We start from the raw sequence: 12,106 nt of genomic DNA on the forward strand, positions 1-12,106 counted from the left end.
TATTTTTAGCTTCGTCCATCAATACAACCAGTTGAAAATAGGAAATAAAATGATCAATCCGTTTTCTTGTTTCTAAAATATAGATAGAAATTTGAAATATAGTGCTTCTAAATGTAGGAACACGCAAGATAAGAAGAAAGGAGGAAGAACATTGAAAAAGAATAAAAAGGGAAGAAAGACCTTTTTAAAAGTGACAGGAGTATGTGTGATTTCTATACTAAGTTTTCAATTTTTCAGCTCGACACACCTAAAAGCCCAAGAAGAGTCGAATACTGTAGATTCTTCAGTGAGTCAAAGTGAAACGAGTGCTGGAAAAGAGTTGACTTCTAATACGTCAGAAACAAAAGAAAGCTCTACCTCTAGCGAATCGGTCCAACAACTCGACCCATCGACAGCGGAAGTATTCAATTCTAATATAGAGCGAAAGCTACCAGATCAAACGAATAGAAAAGAAATTAGTTTAAAATCAAATGCTACCGGCATTGTAGCAAAAAATATTGCGAAAAACGTAATTGATATCAAGTCTGTTGGTAGTGATGTTGAGAAATTGAAACAGACGATCATTAAAGATAGTGGTGCCATAGCCTACGGATTATCTGGTGGGGCTATTTCTGATGTGACTGACCAGATTCAAATAGATAACTTAGAAGGATTAGAATCGCTATCTTCGAACGCTCTAAAAGAATTTCGTGTCACACTCAAAGTTCCTGCGGCTCTTGCTGGAACTGAAGAAGATCTTTCGACAGAAGTCATCGTGTATGTTGGTAAAGTTGCAAAACCAAAAACATGGGCAGAATTAGATGCCGCGTTGAAAAATTCATCCATCACGATTATTGATGTCCAAAACTCAATGACAAATACTCGAGGAAGTCGAAATGACATCAATATCGGAAATACCCGCTCTAATTATGTTTTATTAGGAAATGGACATTCGTTAGATTTTATTGGCGATTCATATAGATGGCCTACGTCGACAACTGCTGTTCATAAGGCCGTTGTGGATAACGTAAATTTGTATGGTGGACATTACTTTGGTCCGATTACAATGTGGGAGGAAAATGGTCCTGGATCAGGAATCACTTATCGAAATGTTCATTATACAGGATCGCAGCTAACAGCTTCTTTTCAAGCAATTTTAAGGTTTGAAGAGAAAAATGTTATAAGATCTGTGGCGACAAGTTATGTCTCGTATAATGGTACTCGACGTTCGATAGCTAATACGAATCAGTCTGGACTGGAATCGCATACCTTGGTTTTTGGAAAAGATACAGACACAACGATTGAAGTGGAAAATGGAGACGGAATCATCTTAGGAAGTTGGTATTCTAATACAAACTGGGCACAATCCGTTCAACCTTCAGCCGTACTTGAGGAAAATGCTATTGCAACGATTCGAACACTAGGAAATGGTGGGGAATCAAATTCTTGGCAAACTTCTGGTGGAACGATTCAGTCTGCTATTAGTATTCAACGTAATGGGAAAATAGTCGTTGGTAAAAATGCCGCATTGAATGTAGAGACAGCTAACGGAACAACCCGTGTACCTGTTCGATTAGGATATCAAGCGAATACATCACAATGGGTTACTTCTATTTCAGTAGGCGAAGGCGGAAAGTTCAATGTCAACGCTAACGGGCCAATTTCAACTACAGCTGCTAGAGCAGCCATTATGTTACAGCAAAATTCTGTCATTAATATAGCAAATGGCGCTGTAATGACGGTCAATGCACAAAATATGACCACGGGAGCCCCAGTTATAGATATGGGGGCTAACTCCAAACTTAATGTAGGGTCGAAAGGGCAGTTAGTCTTAAATAAGATCAAGGGAACAGGTCGAAGTTTACAACTTTCCAGTGGCGCACAATTTGAGGTGAAGGATGAAGGCACAGCTCATTTTGCTTCAATAGATGAAAGGAATTCTACCGATTCTCAAATATATGCAGGAAACAGTTCTAGTTTTTTTGTTGGTAATAAAGCAGTATTTGAATCTGTGATCACTAACGGATCAGGTAAGCGTAGTATGCTAGATTTTGGGAGTAATACAATATTCCGATTTGCTAATGCGAAACGAATTGATTTAGATTCAAGAGGGAACACCAATGTTGATATTGTTAAAATGACGAATCCAGGTATATTTTTGGCGGATATTCAAGAAGTTTCTGCTTGGACTAAACGGGATGCGTATTTACAGGATCCTACTTATAATTGGACACCCATGTATGGGGTTAAGGTAGGCTATAACGGAACGAGAACATCTAGTGTTGTTGCGAATAGTGTGATAAATGATACGCAAAAGAACTTTTTAAATGAATATAGAACTGAAAATTTTTCAAGAGTCTTATACCAGTTCATTCCAGATGTTGTCGTAGGACTAGATATACCATGTGACAACAAAAAACTTATAGACGGCGAACAGTTAACAGGAGCTGTCAATAACTTCGCTGCTATTCAATTTTATATCGTGTCAGATGAAAATGATCCAAGTAAAGATGTTTTGTTGACACCGCCTACTGTTGATTCACCTATAGACGGAGATACAAGGAAATTTCACACTATAGCAGATGGAAATGGAAGGTTTACTTATAAGTTACCAGATAATGTGGAACTAAAAGCAGGTCAAAAAATCAAAGCGTATGCTTGGCTAGATGGTAAGGATGCGTTTGCTATAGAAAAAGTACTAGATGCTACAGCACCTACTGGAGAGTCAGTGGATTATCATATTGCAATGGGAGAAAAAACAGCTGATGCCAGCAAATTTGTTGGTAATCCGAGTGATACGAATCCTGAACCACAAAAATTCAAATATGTCTTTAATGATGAGACACCTCAAGCGCAAGTAGAGGAGTGGATGCAAACACCAGGGGAATATACTGTACGAGTGGATCTATTTGATGATGCTGGGAACAAAGCAACCATCGTGTCTAAATTGATTGTCCATGGCAAGTTGGCCAATATTGAAGCGAAAGATATTCAAGTTAGTGCCGCCATAATCAATGGGATGAAACTGGATCAATTAAAAAAGTATATTATTCAAGAAAGTGAAGCAAATGCGTATCAAATTATGGATGGAACGATAGCTTCATTGAAAGACAAAATCGAAATTTCAGATTTGGGTGGTATGACACCTAGTACAACGGGTGGCGCATATAATGTAACGTTGAAAGTGTCAAGTGCAGTGTCTGGCTTAGGCAAAGATCTGATTAAAGTACTCACTGTCACACTAACGGATGATACACCTCCAAGTGGAACAGGGAAGCTGACCATTGTTCCAATGGGAGATGCAGCATTTATTCGAGAGGAAGCTAATTTGTCTAAGTTTTTAGAAACTTGGCAAGATGACGTTACAGCTCAAGATAAGCTAGCGATTCGTTTTGCAGAAAACACTGATTTTGATGCATTAGTCGCCAAAGAAGGGGATAACGAGTTTTATTTAATCTTAACAGATGAAGCGGGAAATGATAGTGAACCAGTAAAAGTGCCAATCTTTGTATTTGATGGACCTGGCGGGGCAAATAGCATCAAAGGAAAAGATTTTAGAGTAGATCATTCAGACTGGCAAACAAATTCGACAACAGTAGAGAGGTTACGAGAGTTTGTTATTACACAAGGGAAAATCAAAGCAATAGAAGTGAACAAACAGACTATTGCCGATATCACCAAGGATACCAGTAAGTTTACAGTGAACACGAAAGATGTAGGCAATAAAGAAGAGACGTCCTATCCACTCGTATTGACAGTCAACTCAAATGGTGAAAAAAAATCAGTAACGATTTACGTAACGTTTAATGATAAAACAAAACCAAAGGGAACTGGGAAGTTTACATTAATCGACAAAGAGGATACTGCAGCTATTCTTAATGCGGCTGATTATATGAAGTTCTTAACGGATTGGTCAGATAACGTTACGGCCAAAGAAGAGATAGACATTACTTTAAAAGAAAATCAAGATATTGCGAAGATTGTTTCTAGTGTTGGGCCTAATAGTTTTTACGTCACACTAACGGATGAAGCTGGAAATATGACCGATGTTAAGGTGCCGATTTATGTGAAAGATAAACAGTCTATTATCGGTGAAAAATATATCATTGAAAGAAAGAATTTTTCTATTGCAGCTATTGATTATCCTAAAACACCCAAAGGTATTTTAGCTATGATTCGTGATAAAGGACAACTGCAACTTTTTGAAATAAGTGACACGACAGTAACTGAATTGAATGGGGAAGAGATCGTTCTTGCAACAGGGTCCTTACCAGAACCGTCACCTTCTGGACAAGTGCCAGTGAATGGTGATTATGAAGTGACACTCACTTATGGGAATGGAAAGTCTAAAGTACAAGGAACGCTCACTGTTACTATTTCAAAAAGTTTGGATACCGTAAAAGTGGAATTCATAGACGAAAAAGGACTGCCAATCGCGGACATCGATCCTGTCGTAATCACAGGGAATATTGGCGATTCAGTTGATTTGACAAGTGATAAGAACGTAAAAGACACGTTAGCTGCTATTGCGGCTAAGAAATATGTTTTGGATAAAGAGCCAGCTAATGTTACTGAGGTGATCATCAAAGATGGCGGAAGTGTTGTACAGTACAAATTTAAAGGAACATTATCGATTGATTCTGGTCCTAAAGTAATAAACTTTGGTACTCACAATATATCATGGAGAAAAACGGTTGAAGAAAATCCTGAATATGATGAGCCGCTGGTCATTTGGGATAACCGTGCAACCTTAACGAATTGGAAGCTGACGGTAAAATTAAGTCAGGAGCTAGAAATCGTTGAAACACATCACGTATTAGCGGAAGCATTAAAGTATAAAACAGCAACAGATGAAAAAACATTAACCACTGACGCTCAGGAAATTTTGACGCATAAACATAGCAGCTCAGGAAAATACAATGTTAGCTCAGAGACTTGGGGACCAGCTAAACAAGGATTACGTCTAGAAGTACTTCCAGGCATGGTAAAACAAATCGGTGACTATCAAGCGAACCTAACTTGGCGTGTAGAAGAAACCTATTAAACAATGGAGGCGAAAAAAATGAAAAAAAAGAGAATTTTCTATTTGCTTCTGACCTCGTTTGTTTGTATGGGATTCGTGATGGATACGATTCTAGTTTATGGGGCAGAAGAAGGTGGAAGAGTTCAGTCCAAAGCGGGTGTAGGTTTTTATGAAGAAAGTACAGAGTCATCAACCAAATCAAGCTCGACCTCTGACTCTCAACCAAGCCAAAGTACTTCTTATGAATTAAAAGCTGAAAAGCCAACGGGAAAATTACCTGAAACAGGGGAATTAGTGAAAAAAAGTCTATTCATCAGCGGAAGCATCCTAGTGGTCCTTATTCTAATTTTCTTTTTCTATAAACGTAAAAAGGAGAAAAGGAAAAGGAGCAAAAGGTTATGAAGAAGGAAACATTGATTTGTTCTGTTACACTTACGCTGTTTATGTTGCTAATTCAGCCTAATGCGACTTTTGCAGATGCTTTTCAGTCTGAAGGAGAAGGCAGTATCGGGTTTAGTGGAAAGTACCCCAAAGCTACCTACGATCCAGAACATCCAGAACAATTAGCCAATCCCGGACCGAGTCCAACTACAGATGGTGCGCTAAGATTTGATTTTGTTCCACAACTAAATTTTTGGACGAATGCTATTTCTGATAACGACCAAAGCTATTATGCTAATGCTCAATTATTTAAGGATGACACAGGGGTTCGCGGAAATTTTATCCAACTATCAGATTATCGTGAACAAAAGAGTGGTTGGCAATTACAACTTCGACAAGAAACACAATTCAAGAATACTGCCACCGAGAAGGAACTAAAAGGGGCCGTTATATCATTAGATAAATCATGGGCAAATTCTACCACAAGCAAAGATCAGGTTCCATTGGTGTCTAAAGAAGTGATTCACTTAGACAGCATCGGAGAAACATATAATTTGGCAAATGCAGAAATCGGTAAAGGAAGTGGAAGTTGGTCGATTATTTTTGGCGCTTCCATAGATAATGATCAAAATCAAAAGGATACCCTTATCCCTCGTTTAGATGAAAAAGGCAATCCGCTTCTTGATCCAGATTTCGGTAATAAGCCAATATTTGAAAATACAGCTGTATCATTAAACGTGCCAGGAAAAACAAAAAAAGAGCCTGGAAACTACCAAACGGTGATAACTTGGATTTTATCTGAGTTGCCATAAATAAAACACAATAGTAGGAGGATACAAAAATGAAATTGACACAAAAATTATGTGGAACTGCTTTATTATCAGTAGTTGGATTAGGGCTAGCTTTGCCAACCGTCGTAAATGCTGCACCAGAGTCACATACAGGAGATGCAACAATTAAATTTAAAGAAGATGACGGGGAAGATATTGTTACACCACCAGGAACAGATGGCCCTGAAATTGAAGAACCGACACCAAATCCTGATGCAGGACCATTAAAAATTATTGCTATTTCATCCCTTAAATTCGGTGAACACAGTATTACTGCTGCATCAAATGGTGGTTGGGAATACTATGCACAAACAGCTAAAGCAGTAGCAAAAGTGAATGAAGATAATCCTCTTGAACTACCTGAGGCAGTGAGAAGTAATAGAGATAACCTTATTGAAATGCCTAACTTTGTAACATTTAAAGATACACGTGCGGATGATCTTCCCAATACACACACAGTATCTGCTAAAGTAACAACACCATTTACAAACGAAGCACAATCAGTTTTGACTGGAGCGAGTTTAACATTTTCTAATATTGAATTAGGTACGACTGGTGATGCAGCGACGCAACTTAATCCCTCTGCGATTGTTGCACCAACAAGAGAATTATTAACGGATGGCACACCAACGACTTTTATTGAACAAAAAGATGATAGTAAAGGTTTTGGTAAATTCGATTTAACATTCGGTACAGTGGGGGAAAATGGAACGGCAGATAAATCAGTGAAATTATCTATTCCAGCAGCAAATAACAAACTATCAACAAAAAGTGAATATAAAGCTGTAGTCACTTGGACTATTGCATCAGCACGTTAAACGAAACATAACTTAAATTAGCAAAAAAGAAAATGGACAGGATACACTAGCTCAATCGAGCTAGTGAACCTGTCATTCTTTTAAGGAAGGTAAATAAATCGAATGAAAAAACAGAAAATCAAATGGTTGATCGCTCTTATATACATAATGTTTGGGTATGTTACTATGCCCGTTCAAGCAACAGCACAAAAAGATAAAAATGCATCAGAGGGTGGTTTTACATATAAAGCAATCTATCCAGAAAATCAACATAACGATGTAGGTTATTTTGATTTACGTATGAAACCAGGGCAAAAACAAACCGTAATCATGCAAATGAGTAACAGTAGTAACAAAGAACTTGTAATGGAAGTTCGACTAAATAGTACAAAAACAAATAGTAATGGGGTGCTTGAATATGGCTCTTCTTCTCTGGCAAAAGATAAGTCCCTTAAATATGAGTTCAGTGATATTGTAAAAGGTCCAGATACTGTTACAATCCCCGCTAAAGGGACTCTTGATTACACTATGGAAATTAAAATGCCAGAAGCTACATTTGACGGCGTGATTTCTGGAGGCATTGAAATCCAAGAAAAAGAATCGGAAGAAGCTCAAAAAAGTGAAAAAGGAATGGTCATCAATAAATACGCATATGTTGTGGGAATGCTTTTAACGGAGACCGATAAACAAATCAAACCTAATTTGAAATTTAACAAAGTATATCCAGAGCTTAAGAACTATCGGAATGCTATTTTTATTAATTTTTCTAATGTAGAATCAGCTTTTATAGATGAAATGACCATTGACGTACAAATCATGAGAAAATCCTCTGATGAAGTTGTTTATGATACAAAACAGAGCAGAATGAGGATGGCCCCTAATTCAATGATTGATTTTCCCGTTTCACTGAATGGAGAAAAGATGGTGGCAGGTGATTATCGCGCTCGAGTGGTTGTCACAGCAGATGGGGAGAAATGGTCATGGGAAGAGCCATTTACAATTACAGATGAAGAAGCGGATAAGTTTAACCAAGAAGATGTATCTTTACTGCAAGAAAATGGGATCAACTGGGTCATGATCATTCTAATCGTTAGCGGAGTATTTCTGTCAATCGTCGCTATTTTCTTTGTTGTGAAAAAGCTAAGCAATAAACCAAGTAAAAAGAAAAAAGGGAAAAGAAAACAGTCAAAAAAAAAAAGAACTATTTAGACTGATTGAGGAGGATAGATAAATGCTTTTACTAGATTGGTTTTTTATAGGACTATTATCAGGCGCTATCCTCTTCAGTATGTTTGCCTTACTCTTTCTGTCATTCTCCATAGTAACCAACAAAAAGGAAAAGCAACTAAATGGGAAAAGAAGCAAGAATAAACAGAGAAATAAAAAAATAAAGAGAGAACGAAATCGATTAAGAAGCCAAAAGAAAAAACAAGTTCAATCTACAATTAGCCTCGTTGTATTAGCGACAATGTTATTCGCAGGTGCTTGGTACTCTCGTTATTATCAGAAAACAAATCTGGCAGACCAAGATGGAGCCAATATCGTACAAGGCTACTATCTATTATCGCAGGTAGAAAAGCAAATAGAGTCCGTAAAAAACACTTCAAATATAGAAAAAACGAGAAGTAACTTACGAGATTTATCAGCAAAAATCGCTAGTTTTGGGATTAAATCTGCAAATGGTCGTTTAACGATAGAAGGACAACAAATCCTGAATCGTTACTATATTCAGATGAAAGAGTTGGGGTTGAACCTCAATAATCAAAGTGTAGAAAGCCTTCGAACCGAAGAAGTGTATAATGAATATGTAGAGAATTTAAATAAAGTAAAAAATATTCAAAAGAAGGTAATCACGTATTTTAAAGTGAACGAAACAGCTCTTAAAAATAAAAAATAAGAGATAGAGGCAATGACAAAAGATAAACGACATACCCAATTTTCTACTAATAAAAAGGATAAAGCAGAACGAAATCGAACAAGACAAAAACCTAAGAGAATAGCCACAACTAAAAAGAAGAAACTAAATAAGCAAACAAAAGTTAAAGTTGGGGAAAAAAAGAGTCAACGAGTTGTAAGAAGAAAAAAGAAGGTATTGAAAAAGAAACACCAAAGAAATCATTTCTCTGCTCTACCCTTTTATTGGAAAGAACTGATTATCACGGCTTTTATCGTGAGTGGGCTTTTCTTACTTGGTTCCCAGATTTTTTTTGCGCTACCATTGTTTGAAGGATACGGGATGACTCCAACAGTAAGTGATGGAGATCGAATCTATGTAAATCGTTTAAAGAAGGTTAAACGATTTAAACTAATCTATTTTAAAGTTCCTAATAGTAAAGAGCGCTCCATTAGAAGAGTGATTGGACTCCCTGGTGAGGAACTAAGTTTTAAAAATGATCAATTACTGATTAATCAACAGCCGATTGTAGAACGCTTTTTGGCAATGCCGCTGTATCGCGCTAAGCAAGAAGAGCAGTTGTTAACAGAAGATTTCTCAGTCAATCAGTTGTCGAATGGGCAGCAACAACATATTCCTAAAGGCAAATATCTGGTGCTAGGGGATAATAGACAGTATTCTACAGATAGTCGTTATTATGGAATGATTGATGAAAAAGACATTATTGGTGTTGTTGAAGCAAGAGTGTTCCCGGTATATAAATGGAGGTCCTATTGAGCAACGTATAGGCAGTTGTTCCAATATAAAACGAAAAATAGAGTATACAGACATTTTTAGTTGACTGTCTACTCTATTTTTGACGTGTCCTTACCATAAACTATGTTCTGTAATCACTTTGATTTGCTCTTTGCTGAATGGGTGTATTAGATGTAGCTCATAAGCGTGTAGCATCAAACGTCCACTGGGTTTTGGATGATACAAAGGATCTCCAATGATAGGATACCCAATACTGGCTAAATGCACGCGTATTTGATGGGTTCTACCGGTTTCCAAAATGCAATAAAGAGTTGTTTGGTTTGTCTTTTTCGCATAAGAAGCAATGTCAACATGAGTAACCGCGATATCCCCACGTCGCTCATCCACCACTCGTTTTCGTCGATCATGCCGATCACGCCCAATTCTTTTTCGAATCGTTAAAGACTCGTTTAAATGACCTGAGACAATTGCTTGATAGCGTCGGTAGATTTGCTTGCTTTCTAATAACCGTCCTAAAATTGGCAATACAAAAGGATTTTTAGCAAATAAAATCGCCCCACTTGTTTCTTTATCCAACCGATGAACCACATAAGGAGTTTGATTTTTAGGGGCTAAGTAAGCAGCTAAATGGTTCAGTAGCGTGTCCTGTTCATCCGGTTGATTAGGATGGGTTTTCATCCCGATCGGTTTATTCAAAATAATCAACTGTTCATCTTCAAAAAGTACATCAACGTTCGAATTATTGCCCAAAAGGATCTTAGGTGTGGGGTAGTCTTCTGGTTCGAACTGTAACGTAATGACATCCCCACTTTTTACAGGGAAATGGAACAAAGCAGTTTCGCCATTGATCGAAACATTTTTTCGAGTACGTAAAAAATGACGTACTTTACGAGGGACTAGCCATTCTTGTTCGAGTAATTCTCGAACGGTTTGTTCTTTAAAATGCTGAGGTAACTGGATGGATAATTCCATTGGTGTCCCACCTTTTCATTAGTGTTCTCTCATAGTTTAACAAATGAAAGGATAAGTTCAAGTGGTTAGGTAGAATTAAAGCAGCTGATGAAGAAGAAATCAATTTTTTTGAAAAGAATTAATAGAAAGGCGTCAGTTTTCCATGGTTACTTTTTTGAGTTATAACAACTTACAAATCAGTAAAATATGCTGTTCTTTTGGGATTTGTCTAACGTTGTGTAGTCTGGAAATAGTAATGATTCACAAGTAAGGAAACGTTGCTCACTGCGTTCGCCAAGTACTGTTTATTATCCGCTAGGGCAAAGCCAATGGCAGTGACGAAAAAAATACCCGTCCTTTGGGGAAGGACGGGAAAAGGAGTTAAAAATGAAAAAGTGTTTTGTTAGGGTTGTTAGTTGGTATACATATATAATACAAATCAAATATGAATTTTTTGTGTATTAATTTACTCAAAACTGTAAAATTTTTCTAAAGAAGTGTTTAAGTTTCAAACAAAACACCCCTAATTAGTGGGTATTCATCGTATTGATCAAACGTTTTGTCCAGCTGAAATCGGTTTTTGTGATTGTATCATCCCCAAATTGTTTACCATCACGATCAATCGCATAGACAAACATTCCGCCTTTTTGACCCTCTTTTGGATGCCATTTTGCATAAGAATACGCACGACTTGTTTCGTAAGGTTCTACCGTATCGTTCCATCTATTGTGGTCCTGTTCTTCTGGGAAGGAGATCCCTGGAAGAAATTGTTGTGGCGTCACAGAACTTTTATAAGTATTCCAGGTCTTATCTAAAGAACTAGCTGGGCGACCATAGGCTTGGATAAAAAGATAATCAACATAAGAAGCAACTTTTTGAAATAAAGAATGATTGTCTTTATTAGTGTCATAAATCAACAACTTTCCGGTATTAGCATTAGGACCTAAGTGTTGAGATAACGCTTTGAATGTCCCAGCAGCCATTGCTTCTTGTTTAGCTGTTAAACTAGACTCCATATCGATATCTAGTCCGTCCAGATTCCATGGCGTAAGATAGGTATCTATTAATTGTTGCGCATATCGATCATATTCTTCAGTGGTTGGTATTGCACCTGCATGAGGGACATTCCAAACTTCTCTAATATCGATCGTTCGAATAACGCGCGTTCCTCTAGCATGTAATGTCGGAACATAAGTATCTCTTAATGTATCCCAAAATTTCTGTTGATTGGTACCTGGGTTTACATAATGAAAAACAGAGACGATAGCTACGCCTTCAGGAATATCAGTCATCGCAGTGACATTTTGATCAGGTAACGTTGAATTTGCATCATGAGGCATCGTCACGTCTCGCCAGGTACGATAGTAAGCCATCATAACTGGCTCTTTTGGAGATGCTTGTACGGCGTTGGCTTGTGTAGATACTAAACTAAAGCTTAGTAGAAAGAAAACTGGAACAAGGAATGACGCTAACTTGTTAGACATAAAAAACGCTC

The 12,106-nt window shown here is 37.4% G+C and carries 9 protein-coding genes; 7 read left to right on the forward strand and 2 right to left on the reverse strand.

Annotation, left to right across the window (positions count from 1 at the left end; translation table 11 throughout):
• Window positions 1-151 precede the first annotated feature (151 nt).
• From BCR22_RS11285 to lepB, 7 genes are all read left to right on the forward strand, one after another.
• On the forward strand, window positions 152-5,023 hold the full coding sequence (locus BCR22_RS11285) for a pectate lyase-like adhesive domain-containing protein (protein WP_069654986.1): 4,872 nt from the start codon (window positions 152-154) through the stop codon (window positions 5,021-5,023).
• An 18-nt stretch (window positions 5,024-5,041) separates the two neighbouring features.
• The gene (locus BCR22_RS11290) at window positions 5,042-5,404 is read left to right on the forward strand and encodes an LPXTG cell wall anchor domain-containing protein (RefSeq protein ID WP_069654987.1); all 363 of its coding nucleotides are present in this window, start codon (window positions 5,042-5,044) and stop codon (window positions 5,402-5,404) included.
• Window positions 5,401-6,195 (forward strand): WxL domain-containing protein, encoded by a 795-nt coding sequence (locus tag BCR22_RS11295; RefSeq protein ID WP_069654988.1) that lies wholly within the window; start codon window positions 5,401-5,403, stop codon window positions 6,193-6,195. Before BCR22_RS11290 ends, BCR22_RS11295 begins: the two co-directional genes overlap by 4 nt.
• Before the next feature lie 29 nt (window positions 6,196-6,224).
• Entirely contained in the window at window positions 6,225-7,031 is an 807-nt protein-coding gene (locus BCR22_RS11300; protein ID WP_069654989.1) for a WxL domain-containing protein, read from the forward strand.
• A 102-nt stretch (window positions 7,032-7,133) separates the two neighbouring features.
• Window positions 7,134-8,219, forward strand: a complete 1,086-nt coding sequence (locus BCR22_RS11305) for a WxLIP family cell surface protein (RefSeq protein WP_069654990.1) — start codon at window positions 7,134-7,136, stop codon at window positions 8,217-8,219.
• Between the two features lie 22 nt (window positions 8,220-8,241).
• Entirely contained in the window at window positions 8,242-8,907 is a 666-nt protein-coding gene (locus BCR22_RS11310; protein WP_069654991.1) for a hypothetical protein, read from the forward strand.
• A gap of 12 nt (window positions 8,908-8,919) precedes the next feature.
• A complete protein-coding gene (gene lepB, locus BCR22_RS11315; protein ID WP_069654992.1) occupies window positions 8,920-9,681 on the forward strand; it encodes a signal peptidase I in 762 nt (253 codons plus the stop codon).
• 90 nt (window positions 9,682-9,771) lie between these two features.
• Here lepB and BCR22_RS11320 read toward each other — a convergent pair whose 3' ends face one another.
• Window positions 9,772-10,632, reverse strand: coding sequence for an RluA family pseudouridine synthase (locus BCR22_RS11320; protein ID WP_069654993.1), 861 nt, complete (start codon window positions 10,630-10,632; stop codon window positions 9,772-9,774).
• A gap of 506 nt (window positions 10,633-11,138) precedes the next feature.
• On the reverse strand, window positions 11,139-12,095 hold the full coding sequence (locus tag BCR22_RS11325) for an endo-beta-N-acetylglucosaminidase family protein (protein WP_069654994.1): 957 nt from the start codon (window positions 12,093-12,095) through the stop codon (window positions 11,139-11,141).
• Window positions 12,096-12,106: the final 11 nt, after the last annotated feature.

Source organism: Enterococcus plantarum (assembly GCF_001730295.1).
Taxonomy (GTDB): Bacteria; Bacillota; Bacilli; order Lactobacillales; family Enterococcaceae; genus Enterococcus_L; species Enterococcus_L plantarum.

Coding starts and splice junctions, on each gene's coding strand:
- BCR22_RS11290 (WP_069654987.1), top strand. CDS start 5,042: ATGAAAAAAAAGAGAATTTTCTATTTGCTTCTGACCTCGTTTGTTTGT.
- BCR22_RS11295 (WP_069654988.1), top strand. CDS start 5,401: ATGAAGAAGGAAACATTGATTTGTTCTGTTACACTTACGCTGTTTATG.
- BCR22_RS11300 (WP_069654989.1), top strand. CDS start 6,225: ATGAAATTGACACAAAAATTATGTGGAACTGCTTTATTATCAGTAGTT.
- BCR22_RS11305 (WP_069654990.1), top strand. CDS start 7,134: ATGAAAAAACAGAAAATCAAATGGTTGATCGCTCTTATATACATAATG.
- BCR22_RS11310 (WP_069654991.1), top strand. CDS start 8,242: ATGCTTTTACTAGATTGGTTTTTTATAGGACTATTATCAGGCGCTATC.
- lepB (WP_069654992.1), top strand. CDS start 8,920: ATGACAAAAGATAAACGACATACCCAATTTTCTACTAATAAAAAGGAT.
- BCR22_RS11320 (WP_069654993.1), bottom strand. CDS start 10,632: ATGGAATTATCCATCCAGTTACCTCAGCATTTTAAAGAACAAACCGTT.
- BCR22_RS11325 (WP_069654994.1), bottom strand. CDS start 12,095: ATGTCTAACAAGTTAGCGTCATTCCTTGTTCCAGTTTTCTTTCTACTA.